This window comes from Georgenia sp. SYP-B2076 (genome assembly GCF_003991205.1).
In the GTDB taxonomy this organism is placed as follows: Bacteria; Actinomycetota; Actinomycetes; order Actinomycetales; family Actinomycetaceae; genus Georgenia.
This window is the reverse complement of record NZ_RXOZ01000002.1, coordinates 11,747-29,818: the sequence shown is the minus strand read 5'-3', so window position 1 is coordinate 29,818 and position 18,072 is coordinate 11,747. Positions and strand designations below refer to the sequence as shown.

The 18,072-nt window shown below is 71.8% G+C and carries 15 protein-coding genes; 12 read left to right on the top strand and 3 right to left on the bottom strand.

Going from position 1 to position 18,072, the window contains the following annotated elements:
* Positions 1–46 precede the first annotated feature (46 nt).
* The 10 genes from EJK16_RS01035 to EJK16_RS00990 all read left to right on the top strand — a co-directional run bounded on the left by EJK16_RS01035 (position 47) and on the right by EJK16_RS00990 (position 11,666).
* The gene (locus tag EJK16_RS01035) at positions 47–865 is read left to right on the top strand and encodes a mycofactocin-coupled SDR family oxidoreductase (RefSeq protein WP_127125474.1); all 819 of its coding nucleotides are present in this window, start codon (positions 47–49) and stop codon (positions 863–865) included.
* Positions 866–926: 61 nt separating this feature from the next.
* Positions 927–1,922: a MoxR family ATPase gene (locus EJK16_RS01030; RefSeq protein WP_127125472.1), complete on the top strand. Its 996-nt coding sequence runs from the start codon at positions 927–929 to the stop codon at positions 1,920–1,922.
* 129 nt (positions 1,923–2,051) lie between these two features.
* Positions 2,052–2,897 carry a VWA domain-containing protein gene (locus EJK16_RS01025; protein WP_205739540.1) on the top strand — a complete coding sequence of 282 codons (846 nt, stop codon included), beginning with the start codon at positions 2,052–2,054 and terminating at the stop codon, positions 2,895–2,897.
* 58 nt (positions 2,898–2,955) lie between these two features.
* Positions 2,956–4,203 carry a pre-mycofactocin synthase MftD gene (gene mftD, locus EJK16_RS01020; protein ID WP_127125468.1) on the top strand — a complete coding sequence of 416 codons (1,248 nt, stop codon included), beginning with the start codon at positions 2,956–2,958 and terminating at the stop codon, positions 4,201–4,203.
* 30 nt (positions 4,204–4,233) lie between these two features.
* On the top strand, positions 4,234–5,757 hold the full coding sequence (gene mftF / locus EJK16_RS01015; protein WP_127125466.1) for a mycofactocin biosynthesis glycosyltransferase MftF: 1,524 nt from the start codon (positions 4,234–4,236) through the stop codon (positions 5,755–5,757).
* Between the two features lie 146 nt (positions 5,758–5,903).
* Positions 5,904–6,884 carry a thiamine pyrophosphate-dependent dehydrogenase E1 component subunit alpha gene (locus EJK16_RS01010; RefSeq protein WP_127125464.1) on the top strand — a complete coding sequence of 327 codons (981 nt, stop codon included), beginning with the start codon at positions 5,904–5,906 and terminating at the stop codon, positions 6,882–6,884.
* A 23-nt stretch (positions 6,885–6,907) separates the two neighbouring features.
* Positions 6,908–7,876: an alpha-ketoacid dehydrogenase subunit beta gene (locus EJK16_RS01005; protein ID WP_127125462.1), complete on the top strand. Its 969-nt coding sequence runs from the start codon at positions 6,908–6,910 to the stop codon at positions 7,874–7,876.
* Between the two features lie 9 nt (positions 7,877–7,885).
* Complete coding sequence (locus EJK16_RS01000; RefSeq protein WP_205739539.1) at positions 7,886–9,109, top strand: dihydrolipoamide acetyltransferase family protein; 1,224 nt, start codon at positions 7,886–7,888, stop codon at positions 9,107–9,109.
* Between the two features lie 140 nt (positions 9,110–9,249).
* Complete coding sequence (locus tag EJK16_RS00995) at positions 9,250–10,614, top strand: plasmid pRiA4b ORF-3 family protein (RefSeq protein WP_164737164.1); 1,365 nt, start codon at positions 9,250–9,252, stop codon at positions 10,612–10,614.
* 8 nt (positions 10,615–10,622) lie between these two features.
* Positions 10,623–11,666: a DUF2293 domain-containing protein gene (locus EJK16_RS00990; protein ID WP_127125458.1), complete on the top strand. Its 1,044-nt coding sequence runs from the start codon at positions 10,623–10,625 to the stop codon at positions 11,664–11,666.
* Positions 11,667–11,911: 245 nt separating this feature from the next.
* On the opposite strand, the gene EJK16_RS00985 is transcribed toward EJK16_RS00990, so the two are convergent.
* A complete protein-coding gene (locus EJK16_RS00985) occupies positions 11,912–12,856 on the bottom strand; it encodes an NAD(P)-dependent oxidoreductase (protein WP_127125456.1) in 945 nt (314 codons plus the stop codon).
* Positions 12,857–13,009: 153 nt separating this feature from the next.
* Here EJK16_RS00985 and EJK16_RS00980 point away from each other — a divergent pair, with 153 nt between their 5' ends.
* Entirely contained in the window at positions 13,010–13,321 is a 312-nt protein-coding gene (locus EJK16_RS00980) for a DUF1905 domain-containing protein (RefSeq protein ID WP_127125454.1), read from the top strand.
* 308 nt (positions 13,322–13,629) lie between these two features.
* Here EJK16_RS00980 and EJK16_RS00975 read toward each other — a convergent pair whose 3' ends face one another.
* Both EJK16_RS00975 and EJK16_RS00970 read right to left on the bottom strand, forming a co-directional pair.
* Positions 13,630–15,849: a RyR domain-containing protein gene (locus EJK16_RS00975; RefSeq protein WP_164737163.1), complete on the bottom strand. Its 2,220-nt coding sequence runs from the start codon at positions 15,847–15,849 to the stop codon at positions 13,630–13,632.
* Between the two features lie 72 nt (positions 15,850–15,921).
* A complete protein-coding gene (locus EJK16_RS00970; RefSeq protein ID WP_164737162.1) occupies positions 15,922–16,815 on the bottom strand; it encodes a toll/interleukin-1 receptor domain-containing protein in 894 nt (297 codons plus the stop codon).
* A gap of 128 nt (positions 16,816–16,943) precedes the next feature.
* Here EJK16_RS00970 and EJK16_RS00965 point away from each other — a divergent pair, with 128 nt between their 5' ends.
* On the top strand, positions 16,944–17,921 hold the full coding sequence (locus EJK16_RS00965; protein WP_127125448.1) for a hypothetical protein: 978 nt from the start codon (positions 16,944–16,946) through the stop codon (positions 17,919–17,921).
* Positions 17,922–18,072: the final 151 nt, after the last annotated feature.

Here is an 18,072-nt window from a genome sequence, read left to right as displayed (position 1 = left end):
GTTGCTCCGCACACGACATCGCTCCACAACGAAGAGGAGAGAGCTCATGACTGGACGTCTCGAGGGCAAGGTCGCCTTCATCACCGGCGCCGCGCGGGGGCAGGGCCGCAGCCACGCGGTCCGCCTCGCCGAGGAGGGCGCCGACATCATCGCGATCGACATCTGCGAGGGGATCCCCGGCCCCCACTACGCGCCCGCCACTCCCGAGGATCTTGAGGAGACCGTCCGCCAGGTCGAGGCCCTGGACCGGCGCATCATCGCCGAGCGCGCCGACGTCCGCGACCTCGCGCGGCTCAAGGAGGTCGTCTCGGGCGGGATCGCCCAGCTCGGCCGGCTCGACATCGTCGTCGCCAACGCCGGCATCGACATCCTGAAGAACTGGGACGACATCTCGGAGGAGGACTGGCACAACACCATCGGCATCAACCTCACCGGCGTGTGGAACACCGTGATGGCGACGGCGCCGCACATGGTCGAGGCCGGCAACGGCGGGTCCATCGTCCTCATCAGCTCCGCCAACGGCATCAAGGCGGGCCCGTTCAACGTCGCGTACAACGCCGCGAAGTTCGGCGTGACCGGGCTGGCGAAGTCCTTCGCGATGGAGCTCGCGAAGGACCGGATCCGGGTGAACAGCATCCACCCCGGGCCCGTGCGGTCGGGGATGACCGAGGGCGGGGTCGAGGAGATCTTCGCGAAGTTCGCTGAGGTCAACCCGCGTCTGATGGGGATGCTCGGCGTCTGGCTGGACGTGGACCTCATGGACCCGCGGGAGATCTCCAACGCCATCGTCTACCTCGCCTCGGACGAGTCGCAGATGACCACGGGGCTCGAGATGGCCGTCGACGCCGGCATGAGCATGTACTAACCGGCCCCGGAGGGGCGACCCGGTCCGGGTCGCCCCTCCACACCGCTCCCGGAGGACGCGCATGACGACCACAGAAGAGACACCAGCGATGACGACCAGCAGCGACCGCCGGCACGTCGCGCGCACCCGCGAGCGGGTCAGGGACCTGGTGGTCGGCCGCGAGCACGAGCTCGACCTCATCCTCGCCGCCGTCGCCGCCGGCCGCGACATCCTCCTCGAGGGACCGCCCGGCACGTCGAAGTCGACCCTGCTGCGGGCGATCGCCGCGGAGTGGAACATCCCGCTCGTGCTCGTCGAGGGCAACGCCGACCTCACACCGGCCAAGCTCCTCGGCCACCACGACCCCGCGCGCGTGCTCAAGGAGGGGTACCGGGACGACAACTTCGTGGACGGGCCGCTGCTGCGCGCCATGCGCGAGGGCGGCTTCCTCTACATCGAGGAGTTCAACCGGGCCCCGGACGACGCGCTCAACGCGCTCCTGACCGCGATGGCCGAGCGCGAGGTGGCTGTCCCGCGCCTGGGCAGCGTCGTCGCCGCCCCGACGTTCCGGGTCATCGCCTCGATGAACCCGCACGACAACATCGGCACCTCGCGCCTGTCGACCTCGGTCCACGACCGGTTCAACCGGGTCGCCGTGACGTACCAGGACGCCGCCGCGGAGCGGGAGATCGTCGCGATGCGCACCTCGTTGACCGACGGGCGGGTTCCCGCGGCGCTCGGCGAGGCGCTTGTGGCGGACGCCGTCGCCCTCACCCGGGCCACCCGCGAGCACCCCGACCTCCGCCAGGGCAGCAGCGTGCGCGGGGCCATCGACCTCGCCCTCGTCGCCGCCCAGCTGTGCGAGATGCGCGGCGTCGACCATCCCGGCAGCGGCCGGGTCACCTCCGACGACGACGACCGGCGGCGGTACGCACGCAGCGTGCTCGACGCCGCCGGTGTGGCCCTCTCCGGACGCATCTACCTCGACGAGTCGGTCCCCACCTCGCCCGAAGCCGTCATCCGGGAGATCTGGGAGCAGTACTTCGTCCTGGACCGCGCCGTCGCGGAGCCGGGATGAAGGGACGTCGGGGCGGACTCCCCGCTCACGCGGCGCACGGACCGCGCCACGCCGCTGCGCCGTCGCCCCAAGCAGCTGACCGCCGAGCCGGCGGTCTACCAGCCCGCCGGGAACGGCGGGCCGGGGCCCGTGCTCACCGCCGGCGGTGGCGGCCGTGACCGGGCCGTCGGCCCCCAGCGCGGCGCGGGCGGGGCGGGCGAGACCGACGAGCCCGCCCGCGTCCTCGACCTCGAGGACCTCGATGACGAGGCCGACGTCGACACCCTCCGGCGGTCACGGGAGATCGCGGCCGCGCTGTCGATCCCGCGTCCGCCCCGCGACGCCGACATGCGGCGCGGGTTCGGCGACCTCGCCAGCGTGCCGTACCGCGGCACCGCCGACGACATCGACCTCGACGCCACACTGGACAACATCGCCGGCAAGCACGTGCCGGAGACGGCCGACGTCGTCGTCCGGGAGCGGGCCAGGACCCGGCGGTCCGTGGTCCTGCTCGTCGACGTCTCCGGGTCCATGCGCGGCGAGCGGGTGCGCTCGGCCGCCGCGACGGTCGGCGCCCTGGCGGCGGAGCTGTCCCGGGAGCACCTCGCCGTCGTCGCGTTCTGGTCCGACGCCGCGGTGCTCGCGCCGCTCGGGAGACCGGTGGCCGGCGACGAGATCCTGGAGCTCCTGGTGCGGGTCCCGGCCCGCGGGCTCACCAATGTCGAGCTGCCCCTGCGCGTGGCGCGTGAGCAGCTGGCACGCGTGCCCGCGGGGCAGGGGCGGGTCCTCCTGCTGTCGGACTGCGTGCACAACGCCGGCCCCGACCCACGCCCCGCCGCGGCCGCCCTGCCCCGGCTCGACGTCCTCCTCGACACGACCGGGGAGAAGGATGTCGACCTCGGCCGCGACCTCGCCCGGCACGGGCGCGGGCGCCTCGAGACCGTTCGGACCTACCGAGACATCGCCCCGGCCCTGTCCCGGATTCTTGCCCCTTGACCCACCGGGGCCGCGAGGCCCCGCCCGTACGGCACTGACGTAGGAAAGGACCACCCCCATGGCCAACCCCTGGTTCGAGAGCGTGATGGAGGCCCGGCGCCGCGCCGAGCGCCGGCTGCCGAGCTCCGTCTACAAGGCGCTGGTCGCCGGTTCGGAGCGTGGGATAACGCTGAAGGACAACGTCGAGGCGTTCGCCGAGCTCGGGTTCGCCCCGTTCGTGACGAACCTGCCGACGGATCGTGAGCTCGCGACGACGATCATGGGCCAGGAGGTCTCCTTCCCGGTGATGATCTCGCCCACCGGCGTCCAGGCGATCCACCCCGACGGCGAGGTCGCCGTCGCGCGTGCCGCCAACAACCGTGGTGTCGCGATGGGGCTCGGCGGCTTCGGGTCCAAGCCGATGGAGGAGGTCATCGCCGCCAACCCCAAGACCTTCTTCCAGACCTACTGGACCGGCACCAGGGACGCGATGCTGTACCGCATCGAGCGCGCCCGGACCGCCGGGGCGAAGGGCCTCATCGTCACGCTGGACTGGACCTTCGGTTACGGGCGGGACTGGGGCAGCCCGGAGATCCCCGCGCAGATGGATCTGAAGACCATCGCCAAGTTCGCGCCGGAGATCGTCTTCGGGCGAAAGTTCTCCTACCTCATGGACTTCGCGAAGACCATGCGGCCGCCGGCGCTGACGGTGCCGAACATGCAGCTGCCGGGGCAGCCGGCGCCGGGGTTCTTCGAAGCCTACGGCGAGTGGATGCAGACGCCGCAGCCCACCTGGGACGACATCGCCTGGCTGCGGGAGCAGTGGGGCGGCCCCTTCATGATCAAGGGCATCACCCGCGTGGACGACGCGAAGGCCGCCGTCCAGACCGGCGCCACGGCGATCTCGGTGTCCAACCACGGCGGGAACAACCTCGACGGCACCCCGGCGACGATCCGCCTCCTGCCCTCCATCGCCGACGCGGTCGGGCACGAGGTCGAGGTGCTCATGGACGGCGGCATCCGCCGCGGCTCCGACGTCGCCAAGGCCCTGGCCCTCGGCGCCCGCGCCGTGCTCATCGGCCGCGCGTACCTGTGGGGCGTCGCCGCGAACGGCCAGGCCGGCGTGGAGAACGTCCTCGACATCATGCGCGACGGGCTCAGCGCCGCGATGCTCGGCCTGGGCAAGAGGTCCGTCCACGACCTCGAGCCGGCCGACCTCCTCATCCCGCCGAACTTCGCCCGGACCCTGGGCACCCCCGAGGGCCACCTGTACGGCGCACCCTCGCTCGGCGCGTACGAGATGCACGCGGCCGCGCGGGCGCACTGACGGGACCCACGAGCGAACGGAGGACGACGCGTGCACCTGGCGGAAAAGCCCCGGACGGCGGCGCAGCCCGCGGCCCGGCCGACGACGCAGCCCGTCATGCGGCCGACGACGCCCCTCCCGGCGGCCCGGCCGGCGGCGAGCCGCGCGCCGGACCCGCGGGTCGCCTGGGACAGACGCGCCCGGCTCCGGCAGGGCGGGGCGTTCGTGCTGGGCGGCGCGCCCTGGGGCGTGGTCCGCCTCAGCGCGCCCGCCCAGCAGTTCGCCCGCCGGGCGCGCGACGCCGGACCCACCGGCCTGGTGCCCAACGGCCCCGTGGAGCGCCGCACCGCCGACCTCCTCCTCGAGCGGGGCATCGTCCACCCCGTCGTCGCGGCCCGTCCCCGGGCCCACCGCGTGACGGTGATCGTCCCCGCGCACGACCGCCTCGACCTGCTCGACGCCTGCCTGAGCCGGCTGCGCGGCCTGGACGTCGTCGTCGTCGACGACGCCTCCCGCGACGCCGACGGCGTCCGCCGGATCGCGGACTCCCACGGCGCACGGCTCGTGCGGCACGCCGCCAACCGGGGGCCGGGAGCCGCGCGCAACACCGGGCTGGAGCACACGGAGGCCCCGGTCGTCGCGTTCCTCGACTCCGACTGCACCGCCGAGCCGGGCTGGCTGGACGCCCTGCTCCCCCACTTCGACGACCCCCGGGTCGGCGCGGTGGCCCCACGGGTGCGCCCGCACCACGACGGCGGCTCCCTCCTCGCCCGCCACGAGGAGGCCCGCTCCGCGCTCGACATGGGGCGCCATCCCGAGCTCGTCCGGCACGGCGCCGCCCTGGGCTTCCTGCCCTCGGCCGCGCTCGTCGTCCGCCGCGAGGCGCTGGCCGGCGGGGCGTTCGAGCCGTCGCTGCGGGTGGGCGAGGACGTCGACCTGGTGTGGCGCCTGGTCGACGCCGGCTGGCTGGTGCGCTACGACCCGGCCGTCGACGTCGGGCACGAGGCGCGGGTGCGCCCGGTGGAGTGGGCGCGGCGCCGGTACGAGTACGGCACGTCCGCCGCGGCCCTCGACCGCCGCCACCCCGGCCGGCTCGCACCCGCCCGGGTGTCCGCCTGGAACGTCGCGGCCGTGGCGCTCCTCCTCGCGCACCGGCCCGGTGCCGCGACGGCGGTTGCGGCCGCCGCCACGGGGCTGCTCGCCAACCGGCTGCGCCGCACCGGCGCCCGCCCGGACCTGGCGGCGCGCATCATCGCCAAGGGCCTCGCCGCGGACACCCTCGCGGTGGGGCACGCGCTGCGGCGGGAGTGGTGGCCGGCGGGATGGGCGGCGCTGGCGCTCGCGCCGCGCTCCCGGGTCGCCGCCGCCGCATCCGTCAGCATGCTCGCACCGATCATCCTCGAGCTGATCACCACCCGTCCGGGCGTCGACCCGCTCCGGTACACCCTCCTGCGCCTGGTCGAGGACGCCGCCTACGGCAGCGGCGTCCTCGTCAGCGCGGCCCGCGCCGGGCGCGCCGGACCCCTGCGACCCGATATCCGGCTGCCGTTCCGGAACACGGGAGGGCGCCGCTGACTCCCGTTCATGGCCCGCATGGTTCGACATTGCCCGACATGGCCCGGCACGACCGGGCCGCACGTCAACGATCCGACCGCAACGGAGCGGCGGCAGACGGCGGAACCGTCCTCCCGCTCCGCACCACCAAGGTGAGGGGAAGTGCGATGACCGACGACGACCAGCTGCGCGAGATGTACCGCCGGATGACCCGCATCCGGCAGTTCGAGAACACCACCAAGGAGCTCCTGCTCAAGGGCGACCTCTACGGCGCCTTCCACACGTCCACCGGGCAGGAGGCATCCATCGTCGGTTCCTGCATGGCGCTGCGCCCGGACGACTACATGGTCGGCACGCACCGCTCCCACGGGCACCCGATCGGCAAGGGCGCCAAGGTCGACCGGCTGCTCGCTGAGCTCATGGGCAAGGAGACGGGCATCAACCACGGCAAGGGCGGGTCGATGCACCTGTCCGACTTCGGCATCGGCTCCCTCGGTGAGACGTCGATCGTCGGCTCCGGCCTGCCGGTGGCCACGGGCGCCGCGCTGGGCTCCAAGATGCAGGGCAACGACCGCGTCACCCTGTGCTTCTTCGGCGACGGCGCCTCCTCCGAGGGCACCTTTCACGAGTCGCTCAACCTCGCGTCGCTGTGGACCCTGCCGGTGGTCTACGTCTGCGAGAACAACGGCTACGGCGAGATGACCGCCACCCGTGACGCGGTGGCGATCGAGCACATCGCCGACCGCGCCGCCGGCTACAACATGCCCGGCGTCACCGTGGACGGGCAGGACGTCCTCGCCGTCTACGAGGCCGTCGACGCCGCCGTCCGCCGCGCCCGCGCCGGGCAGGGCCCGTCGCTCGTGGAGACGAAGACGTACCGCTTTGAGAACCACGCGATCGGGCTGCCGATCGAGAACTACCGCCCGGCCGAGGAGGTCGAGGACTGGAAGGTCAACCGCGACCCGCTCGAGCTCTACCGGGCCGCCCTCACCGAGCGGGGCTGGGACGCGATCGAGCTCAAGGAGATCGACGAGGAGGTCGCCGCCGAGATCGCCGCCGCCGTCGAGTTCGGGCGCTCGAGCGCCGCTCCGCCGCTGGACGCGGCCTACACGAACGTCTTCACCAACCCCATCCCGATCGCGCGCTGAGCGCCGGCTGAGAGGAGTACACGATGCACACCGTGACCTACCTGCAGGCGCTCAACGAGGCCCTGCACGAGGAGATGGCCCGCGACGAGAAGGTCTTCATCATGGGCGAGGACGTCGGGTGGAACATGCTCGGCGCCACCGGCGGGCTCAAGGAGGAGTTCGGCACCGAGCGGGTGCGCAACACCCCCATCGCGGAGGCCGGGTTCGTCGGCGCGGGTGCCGGCGCCGCGATGGTCGGCATGCGGCCGGTGGTCGACATGCTCATCGCGCCCTTCCTGTACGTGGCCTTCGACCAGATCGCCTCGATCATCGCCAAGTCGACCTATCTCTACGGCGGCCAGTCGAAGATGCCCATCACGCTGCGCGCCCCGATGATCTACGGCGCCGGCAACGCCGCGCAGCACTCCGACCGCCCGTACTCGACCTTCATGTCCATCCCCGGGCTGAAGATCATCGCGCCCGCGTCGCCCTTCGACGCCAAGGGCATGCTCAAGGCGGCCATCCGGGACGACGACCCGGTGATCTCCTTCGAGGACTTCGGCCTCGCCGGCCTCCGCGAGGACATCCCGGACGAGGACTATATCGTGGAGCTGGGCAAGGCGGCCGTCCGCCGCGAGGGCACGGACCTGACGATCGTCGCCGTCGCCGGTGCGGTGCCGCACGCCGTCCGGGCCGCCGAGCAGCTCGACGGCGACGGCGTCTCGGCGGAGGTCATCGACCTGCGCTCGATTGTGCCGCTGGACCGCGAGACCATCCTGGCGTCGGTGGCCAAGACCGGCCGGCTCGTCGTCGCCGACCCCGCGCACGAGATGGGCTCGGTGGCCTCCGAGGTCTCCGCCGTCGTCGCACAGGAAGGCTTCTGGGACCTGCAGGCGCCCATCGTCCGCGTGACGACCCCGCACACACACATCCCGTTCAGCGCCCAGCTCGAGCGGCCCCTCTACCCCAGCGCCGAGCGGATCGTCACCGCCGCCCAGCGCGTCATGGCCTGAGGAGGCGCCGTGGCCACGGAGATCCGGATGCCCATGTGGGGCATGGGCATGCTCGAGGGGACCATCGTCGAGTGGTACAAGCAGGAGGGCGACGCCGTCGAGGAGGGTGAGGCGCTCGCCGAGATCGAAGCCGCCAAGACCGTCGAGGACCTGGTCGCCCCCTTCGCCGGGGTCCTGCAGAGGATCGTCGTGCCCCAGGGCGCGACGGTGCCCGTCCAGGAGGTGCTGGCCATCCTCGCCGCCGACGGCGAGGGCGCTGACTCGTCCGCGGCGGAGGCGCCCGAGGGCTCGGCGGAGCCCGGCCCGGTCCCGACGGCGGCCGGCGGCCTGGTCCCGGCGGCCGCCGCCGTGGGAGGTGCGGCGGAGGCCCCGACCGGCGGCACAGTGCGCAATGTCGTCCCGCGCGCCCGGCAGCGGGCGAAGCAGCTCGACGTGGACCTGGCCATCGTGACGGGCACCGGGCCTGGCGGGCGGATCGGGGTGGAGGACGTCGAGCGGGCCGCCGCTTCCTCCGCCGCGACCGCTGACGCCACGACTCCCGCTCCCGCTCCCGCTCCCGCTCCCGGCGACGGGACCACCATCGCGCTGACGGGCATGCGCGGCACGATCGCCCGGCGCATGCGCAGCTCGTTGCAGTCGACGGCGCAGCTCACGCTCGTCACGACGGCGGACGTCACCGACCTGGTCGAGTATCGCGAGACGCTGGAGGCGAGGCCGACCTACACCGACTTCGTGGTCAAGGCCGCCGCCCTGGCGCTGCGCGAGCACCCGGGGCTGAATGCCACGATCGACGGCGACCGGATCCACCTGCTGCCCGACATCCACGTCGGCGTCGCCACCGCCGTGCCAGACGGCCTCGTCGTACCCGTCATCCGGCACGCGGACGCCGCGCCGCTGGCCCGGATCGCCGAGGAGTCCGCTGCCCTGGTGGCGAAGGTGCGCGCCGGCACCTTCGGCGCCGAGGACGTCACCGGCTCGACCTTCACGGTCACGTCGCTCGGCGGCCAGGGCATCGACGCTTTCACCCCGATCATCAACCCGCCGGAGGTGGCCATCCTGGGCGTGGGCCGGATCGTCGACCAGCCCGCCCGCGACGGCGACGGGCTTCTCTGGCGCAAGGTGGTCACGCTCAGCCTGACCATCGACCACCAGGCGGTCGACGGCGCACCCGGTGCGGCGTTCCTGGAGACGCTGGATGAGTTCCTCGCGAGCCCGGAGATGCTGGCTGAGTGATCCCGTGGCGCACCGGCGTGGCAACCCGGCATGTCGTCACCCTCCGGGTCGCCGTCGACGGCGGCACGGCAAGGGCCACGGCGTGCAGAGTCGACGCTGGACGGTCGTCGCCACGCACTGGTCGACCTATCCTGCGTCACGTGCGCCGCTACTACGACCTCACTGTGACGCTGGACCACGTGGACACCCCACCGTGGCGACGCTTCCTCATCGACGCCGAGGCGACGCTCGCTCACCTGCACCGGGCGATCCAGGACGCGTGCGGGTGGGAGGACCGCCACCTCTTCGAGTTCTCGGCCACGTCCGGGGTGCCCCTGGCCGGGTTGCCAGGCGACGAGAGCGACGCGCCGGTGCGCGATGCCTCCACCGTTTGGCTGAGCACGGTCCTCGGCGCGGACCTGACCGAGCTGCACTACGTGTACGACTTCGGCGACCACTGGCGGCACACCGTCCGGCGCGAGGCCCTCGTGGAGTCCGACGAGGTCTACCACCGCCGCCTGGTCGGCGGCGCCCTGGCCTTCCCGCCCGAGGACTGCGGCGGCGTCTCCGGCTACGAGGAGTGCGTCGCCGTCGTCCGTGGCAAGGATGACGACGAGAACGTGCGCACGTGGCTCGGCAGCTGGACTCCGGAGCGGTTCGACCTCGACGCGACCCGCCAGGCCTTCGATGCCGATCGGGCCCCCACGGCCTTCCTCCTGCCGGGCTTCCCGCACCCGTCACACCTGGGCGGGCTGGAGGTGCCCGCCGCCGCACAACCGGCGTTGAGCGCGGCGGCCGAGGGCGTCGAGCTGCTCGACCGCCTCCGGGTGTTCACCGGGTGGGCGGGCGGCGGTCGCAAGCTCACCGCCACCGGCAACCTGACGATGGCGGCCGGCAGGGAGCTGATCGGCCTGCTCGGTACCGACGACCGCCTCGACGAGCAGATCGGCGACCGCGTGTTCAAGACCAAGAGCACGGTGGAGCTCCCGGGGGTCGATTTCACCTTCCGCCTCGCCCGCCAGGCCGGGTTCGTCAAGGTGCGCAAGGGCGCCGTGTCGGCGACGAAGCACGGAACGCAACTCGGACGCGACCCGCTCGCCGACTGGCGGACCACCCTCAGGGGACTGCTCGACCTCGGCGTCCTCCAGCACCGCTATGCCCACGCGACCTGGATGGACCCCTACTGGAAGGAGCTCGTTGACGGCGAAGTCCCCGGCCTGGTGGCCCACCTGCTGGTCGTCGGCCAACCCGTTCCGCTCGTCGACCTCCAGGAGCGGCTGTGGCAGCTGGTCGAGGCGTCGTTCGTGCTCGACGACCTCGACGAGGAGCAACTGCTCCAGCACCGTCGTGTCCTCGACAGCGACGTACGGAGGATCTGCCAGGTGCTCGCCGATCTCGGCGCCGTCGAGGTCACCGGCGTGGAGACGACCACCGATGCCTACGGGTTGACGGTTCAGCGGGGCGGGGAGGTAGCGGTGACCCCGTTGGGCGCTGCGGCGGCGCCGGACCTCGCGGCCCGGCGATAGGGAGCAGCATGGCGTCGATCGAGGAGCGGGTCGTCCGCGCGGCCGAGGCGCAGTTGCGTGAGCAGGGCTACGTCGCGCCGATCGATGTGCTCGTCGGCATGGGCTGGCTGCAGCCCGTGCACCGGGACCACTGGCGGCAGGGACGCGTGCCCCATCTCGAAGGGGTGGTGCAAGCAGGCTCGGGCAAGGTCTCGACGGCGATGGCGGCGTTGCGGCGTTGGGCCCGTGAGGAGGGGCTGCAGCCGAGCGAGACGGCCTACGTGGCACGCACCCGCGACCGCAGGGACCTGCAGTTCTCCGCCAGTGGCGAGCCGGACGTAGAGCTGGCGTACCGCACGCACTGGGTCTCTCCGGCCCTGTCGGAGGCCAAACGGGCGCGTCTCCAGGAGAAGGCCAGCCGCCCGCCGGATCTCGTCATCATCTCTCCGCTCGGAGACTGGACCTGCGCGGGGTGCGGCGGCACGGGCGACCTGCTGCTGATGGAGGACGACGCCCCGCTCTGCCTGGTCTGCGCCGACCTCGAACACCTGACCTACCTGCCCGCGGGCGACGCCATGCTCACGCGCCGGGCAAGGAAGGCGAGCCGCCTGTCGGCGGTGGTGGTGCGTTTCAGCCGCTCCCGCCGGCGCTACGAGCGCCAGGGAGTCCTCGTCGAGGAGCGGGCGCTGGTTGAGGCCGAGGCGTCCTGCCTCGCCGATGCCGAGGCGCGCGTCCGCCGCCGTGACCGTGACGAGGAGCGGCGGCGCGACGCCGACAGCCAGCTCACCGACCGGCTGGCCGAGGAGATCAGACGGGTGTTCCCGGGATGTCCGCCCGAGCGCGCTGCCGCGGTCGCCGCCCGTGCCAGCGCCCGGGGCGTTGGCCGTTCCGGTCGGACCGCCACGGGCCAGCACCTGGACTCCCACGCCGTCGAGCTGGCGGTCACGGCCTCCGTCCGCCACGAGGACACTCCGTACGATGAGCTGCTCATGGCCGGCGTCCCTCGCGACGAGGCCCGCGAGCGCGTCCGGGCGGGGGTAGCGGCGGTGCTCGCCCGCTGGCGGACGACGTGAGCGCGGGCTACCGGCGTCCCCAATGCCATCGGCCGGCCGGCACGGACATGTCGGTCCTACCGAGACCCGGGACCGCGCTCGCCATACCCGGAACGTCCCGGGCCGGGGCTGGCGCCAGGCGGGCACCGAGTAGCCACGGTCCCACGGGAACCGACCCGACTCGAACGTCACGACCTCACCCGGCATCAGCCGCCGGGGCGGGTTCGGTCCCGACCTGCGGACCCGCGTGCGGGACGGCGCGGCCGTCAGTGCCGCTCGCCCCGCCACGTCTGCGCGACGGCGGCCAGGCCATCCCGGGCGCTCGGGTACGCCGGCGCCCAGTCGAGCTCGCGCTTGGCCTTGGCGGTGACGAGCCGGATGCTCGCCCGCGTCATGAGCGCACCGAGGTAGGGCGAGACGAGGAACGCGGCGTTCGGCACCCGCCACGGGCGCGGCGCGCCGGCGGCCTCGGCGAAGGCGTCGAGGTACTCCGTCCAGGACAGCGGGTGGTCGTCGGCGACGTTGTACGCGTGCCCCGCCCGGCCTTGCTCGAGGGCCGCGACCGTGGCGGCCGCGGCGTCGTCGACGTGGACGGCGGACATCATGGTCCCCCGCCGTGGCGCGGGCATGCGGCGCCTCGCGGCGAGGTCGAGGAGCCCGTAGGTCCCGGACTCGGGCCCGTAGAAGAACCCGTACCGGAGCGCCACGCCGTCGAGGCCCGCGGCGTCGAGCACGTGCCGCTCGTTGGCCTGCATGGCGGCCGCGTGGACGTCGAAGCGATCACCCCCGCCGGGGCTGAACGGCTCGTCCTCGGTCAGCGCCCGCTCGCCGTGGTCGACGAAGCCGTAGACGTACAGGAACGACTGGGTGACGAACCGGCGGGCACCCACCCCACGGGCGGCGGCGAGCAGGTTGGCCGTGCCGCGCGTGCGCAGGCGGTCCGTCGGGTAGAGGTCGCGGTGCCGGGTCGGCGTCTTGCGAAGCGCCGTGCCCTCGTGGATGACGGCGTCGGCCCGCACGCCGGCCAGCGCGCGCAGGAGCGCGTCGCGGTCGAGGACGTCGGCGACGATCCCCTCGGCGCCGACCTCCCGCAGCCAGCGCACACCGTCCGCGTGCCGCGTGAGTCCGACGACCGCGTGCCCCGCGGCGCGCAGCCGCCGCGTGAGCGGCCGACCGATGGCGCCGGTCGCCCCGGCGAGCACAACCCTCATGGCATCTCCTCGGATCGGACGTCGCCGCCAAGTTAGCGAAGGTTGGCAGCTGGGTGTCCAGAATTGTTGTGGCGGGAGCGCGGGCACCCGACCGCTCCGGTCGCGGCCCGGGACCGCGTTGACCTGCGCCGGCGCGCGCGCCAGCATGCCGGGGTGACCTACGAGTTCGACGCGCCGCTGTGGGTGTGGGACGCCCGCCAGGCCGACACGTGGATGTTCGTCTCCGTCCCCACAGACATCGCCGACGAGGTCGACGAGCTCACCGCGCCGTTCTCGCACGGCTTCGGCTCGGTGCGGGTTGAGGTCACGGTGGGTGCCACGGTGTGGCGGACATCGATCTTCCCGAGCAAGGCGGAGCGCACCTATGTGCTGCCGATCAAGAAGGCGGTGCGGCGCGCCGAGGGGATCCAGGCGGGCGACACCGCTCGGGTGAGGATCGAGCTGCTCGACGTCGGGCGGCGCTGAAGCCGTAATCGGCCCACCTCCCCGCCGCGCGGACCGCCCGTCAGGCCGGTCGACGGGCGACGGGCAGGAACACCGAGTACGTGGCACCGTCACGGACGAACTCGGTGCAGTCCTGGACCGAGACGTCCTCACGGGCTCCTACATCCCGGTGGACGGCGGCTACCTCGCTCGCTGATCCTGGTACCCCGGCGGCCACCAGAACCACTTCACGGTCCCTGGTTGTCGCCCCGGCGGCGCGGCTGGCGACCGGTAGTCACGTCCACGTCGCATGCCGTGGTGCGATTGTCTGGTGTCGGTCGGCGTGGCCTTCACCCCGTCTTCGCAGGCTCCGCCGGCACCTCCACATAGTTGATGGCGAAGTACTCGGCCGGGACTGCCCACTGCGCACCGTCGTCATCCTGTACGACCCAGTCGCCCGCGACGGCGACGTACCCGCCCTCGAGAGTCTCGATCCGCTCACCAGCAAAGGCCGGTCGCGCGAGAACGGAGCCGACGCGCGCCCAGGTCTCGCCCTCGACGTACGTGTACGTCGCGCGCAGCTTTACGTCGGTGATGGACCACTGCCGCCCGTCAGGCCCCGTGACCAACCAATCCCCCGCGCGGCCCTGAAGTCGCTGCCCGTCGTCCGTCCGCCATGCGAAGTCGGTCGACTGTCGCTGAGCCTTCACCCGGCCGCTTCGGACGAACCGGCGCCATGGCCCCGCGGCAGCCTGGTGCGGCCGGTAGCCGAAGGCGTCCAACATGACGAGTGCGTCACGGACGCCCTTCTCGGCCTTGTCTCTGGCCTCCGGCGGAAGTTCCGACCAAGGCACGAGTGCGGGGTGCGTGCGCATGGCGTCGTCACGGTGCATTGCCGCCTTCCAGCCGTGCCGTAAGTAGTACGAGCACCAGGACTCGTGCTCTGTCTCCGCCAGCGCACGGATCTGCTCAGGCGTCACGACGGCAACCCCGGCCGGGCCTTCCTGGACTGGCCCCCACGAGATCCCCACCTTGGCGGCGCCGCCCAGCACGGTGGTGACTTGACGGATGTTGCTCCCGCGGTAGAAGGGGCTCAGCTCCGCCCACGGCCGAGCGGCCGTCGAGTGGCCAACCCCGTACCGAGCTAAGTACAGCTTGTGCGCCCGCTCCGCGAGCCGCGCCCAGGTGTCGGAGGCATCAGCGTCGTCGTGCCACAAGGCAAGTCCGAAGTATCGAACCTGCCCCACGAGTGCCCGCTTGGCGATTCCAGTGGCCGCGGAGCTGTAGGCGTAGATGGCCCACGGATACCGGGCGCCCAGCTCGGCGGGGAGCGTCCCTGCCTCCTCGGTGAAGATCACGACCGGTGACCGCGCCCCGGAGACCGCCCGCTCCACGCTCGCGCGGGTGACGGGTGTCTCCATGACAACCAGCGTCTCGGACGAGTTGCCATAGCGTCGCTGATGAACCGCGTGGTTATCGGTAAGGTCGCCCGCTTGAGGGCCAAGCACCGTCAACCGCGCCGTGTCGGTCGTCGTCCCCTCGTCCGCGTAATCGTCAGTGACGAGGTCGCGGATGGCCTTGCGTTCGCGCATCGCCTGCGCCGCTGCGGCGCAAAGTGCGAGCGCGAGCGGACCCGAACCACTCACGACGATGTGGTCGTGATCTGCGCCAGCCGTCTGCCTGAGCAGGGCGCGCGCCGTGACCTCGTACGTGCTGAGACTGTCCACTACCCAGCCGTCGTCAGAGAGCGCTCCGCGGCGCCACTCCTCCGCCGCCCACGGGTCGTCGATCCGCACGACTCCGCGCAGCGCCTCACCTCGGCGAGGAGGCGTGACGATGGTGCGGAGCACGTCCAGTCGGCGGAGGTTTGTCTCCGGGTCTGGGTCCACCAAATGGACCGACGAGATCCGTGACGCTCCACGTAGCGGCAGCAGCCGCTCAAGGAACGACGGATCGTCAACGGCTCCGTCAATGGCTAGTACTTCCTGCGAGCGCTCTAACAGCCCGGTCGGCGGCTGGTCGATGACGGCGGCGGTCGTCGTACCCGGACCGGTTGCCCGGCCCACGGCGCTGACGTAGTCGCCGGCGCTCTCCGCGCCGAGGACAAGGACCAGGTCCTGGGCGGATCGGATGCGCATGCTCGTCACGTACCGGCGTGAGAGGGAAAGGACGAGTTTGGCAGCGCCCAGGAACACCACGCCGAGCGCGAGGCTCCTCGCCAGGAGCAGGGCCAAGGGCTGCTGGGCGGGGCAGCCCGGTGCGCTACCGAACGGATTCTCCGGGGCACCGAGGAAGAGCTGAGCGATCCATACGGTCTGGGTGAGCACCGGCAGCTGTCCCGCAGAGCAGTGCCAGTACGCTCCGGCGGCGAGGATCGTCGTTCCGGCGACGCCGAGGCCGGCGGCGAGTACCGACAGGTGCCGTTCCGATCCCCGAGCGAGATGGCGGTACGTGGCGAGCGTGATCGCGATCGTGCCCCCATAGGCGAGCGCGACCGCAGCCGGTAACGCGCCGGCGACCAGTCCGTTGGCCGCAGCGATGAGACCGGTGACGACGACGAATGTCGCCACCGCCAAGATGAAGGGCCAACGGCGCCTGACGACCGTCCGAGTCGAGCCCCGCCCGCGCCCGGAAGTCATTCCTCAGTTCTCCTGACTGGCGAGGGCCCGGGAAATCGCATCCTCCACCCGATCACGCTGAACGTCGGTGCCCAGGTCCTCTGCGCGCACCCGGACGTAGTGACGCCGCCCTTGCTTCCGCTCGAGCTCGCCGATGCCCTCCGACATCAGCACCGCCGCGTCGGCTTCCCACATGGGGATGGAGATGGACGACCGCTTCACGTAGGCGCTCACCGGGCCACCGCGCTGTGGGTGCAGCGTCAGGTACTTGGCTGAGGCCAGATATCGGTGATGCATGGTCGCTCTGACGGCGAGCGTGCCGAGAAGCTCCGCGATCGCCGGTGCGGCCCGGAGCTCCTTGAGGGACTCTGCCAAGGTCAGACGCTGGTCGACCGCACGTGCGGCGGCCGCCGCCGCGTCGCCAGCGACGCTGGCGAACACGTTCTGATCGGGTTGGCCGGTGGACGGAACCTCGCTCGTCGCTGCGGGCCCCGCTCCCGGCAACGACGTGCGGGCTCCTGGAAGCGCCGCCGCCATGACGCCGGCAGCCAATTGCGCGCTCGTGAGAGGAGCGATCTGGGCGACGGCGAGCATGAACTGCCAGTTCGGTGGCAGCGATGCGTAGTTCACCGTCGATCGGTCGGTCGCAAACACGAACAGTGGGCGGTGATTCGCGACCGCTACGGTGACCTCCCGCAGCACGTGAGGGGACGCCACGGCGTCGGGAGAGAGGATCACGGCGAGCGCGTCGCATGCACCGATGGCGTGCATGATCGAGGTCATGAAGTCCGCGCCTGCTGGGACATCTCGCGGCGCGACCCAAGCCGGCACGCCGGATGCCTCGAGTGCCTGGGCCGTGGACAGGGCTACTTCCGCGTCCGTGCTGCTGTGGCTGATAAAGACGCGATGCTTCGGCAACGTGAGCTCCTTCGGTTGGCTGCTGATACGCAGGTTAGGGCCCGAGAACCTCCGTAGGCTCCAACTGCTCGGGAATCGCCACCGATGTCGCGATTGCGAGACAAGACACCGAGATGAGAAAGCCGCCGATGCCGACGAACACCGCTATCGCGCTGGACAGGCCCTACCTGCCGGACCCCGGGATGGGAGGACGACGGATTAGCGCCTACGCGATCGTCCGACATCTGCTTGAGCTCCCCAGCCAGGTGTCCGTCGCCCACCGCCGCCACATGCTCACCATCGCGTTGTGGAAATGGACCGAGGCGACCGGCGTTTCGCCGTATTCGAAGTACCACATCAGGTACCGGTCGAGAGCGGCGATGGAAGTCTGGCGCACAGCCGATGTTCATCACGAGCACGTGTGGCCGCGTGCCTGGTTGATCGACCAGCTGCTCGCGCGCACCGCATGGTCAGAGGGCGATCTTTGGGCATTTCTGGACACCTACGGCGTGGGCTGTGTCGTGACGGTCGAAGAACATGGCCGTCTCGGCGACGGCCGAGGATGGGACCGCTACACGGAGGCCGGGATCGAGGTGGTGGATGTGCTGAGCGAGGAGCCTGCCCACGCGCCCGGCGCGCCGTTCAAATCTCCTTGGCCACGAGCGGAAGCGGGGCCAGTGACTCAAACCCTCCAGCCGCGGATTGCAGACACTCACCCGATTCCTTCGATGACAGAACCTGCGGCGGCATCCGTCCGTGAGCTGATCGATCAGCACGCCCGACCGATCGCGGCCCTCCTGCGCGAGCTCATCGATCGATATGACGGCGAGGAGGTCGTCTTCCTCCCCGGGAAGCGTCGTGACGGAACCCCGACGGATTATCTACGCGTCCACGACCTCACGGTCGACGGCCAATCCTCCGCCATCGCCTATGTGCATTGGTCCGGCAAGGTCTCCGTGCGCCTTGCCGGACCACAGATTCCCGGTCATCTCCGGGATATCGCAACGCTCTCGGCTCACGCGCGATTCGGCGTCGAGTGCCGTATCCGCGACCGTCAGACCATCGATGTCGCCGAGGGGCTGATTGACGCGGCCCTCGAAGTCGGGCGCACCCTCGAGCCGGTCTGACTCATCCGAGGCGATCGCAGGCCAGCGAGGGCCACCGGTATCGCGCATACCGCAGGCACGACGTCGGCGCCTATCAGCCGCCCCGAAATCAAACGCAGCTCCCGCCCGGTCACCGGCCCCGTCCTCCAGCCACTCCGGCCGTGCGGTCCGG

What these genes read in the sequence shown, in the direction of transcription:
- EJK16_RS01030 (WP_127125472.1), top strand. Translation starts at nt 927, where the DNA reads ATGACGACCACAGAAGAGACACCAGCGATGACGACCAGCAGCGACCGC.
- EJK16_RS00990 (WP_127125458.1), top strand. Translation starts at nt 10,623, where the DNA reads ATGGCGTCGATCGAGGAGCGGGTCGTCCGCGCGGCCGAGGCGCAGTTG.
- EJK16_RS01005 (WP_127125462.1), top strand. Translation starts at nt 6,908, where the DNA reads ATGCACACCGTGACCTACCTGCAGGCGCTCAACGAGGCCCTGCACGAG.
- EJK16_RS00985 (WP_127125456.1), bottom strand. Translation starts at nt 12,856, where the DNA reads ATGAGGGTTGTGCTCGCCGGGGCGACCGGCGCCATCGGTCGGCCGCTC.
- EJK16_RS01035 (WP_127125474.1), top strand. Translation starts at nt 47, where the DNA reads ATGACTGGACGTCTCGAGGGCAAGGTCGCCTTCATCACCGGCGCCGCG.
- EJK16_RS01010 (WP_127125464.1), top strand. Translation starts at nt 5,904, where the DNA reads ATGACCGACGACGACCAGCTGCGCGAGATGTACCGCCGGATGACCCGC.
- mftD (WP_127125468.1), top strand. Translation starts at nt 2,956, where the DNA reads ATGGCCAACCCCTGGTTCGAGAGCGTGATGGAGGCCCGGCGCCGCGCC.
- EJK16_RS00965 (WP_127125448.1), top strand. Translation starts at nt 16,944, where the DNA reads ATGCCGACGAACACCGCTATCGCGCTGGACAGGCCCTACCTGCCGGAC.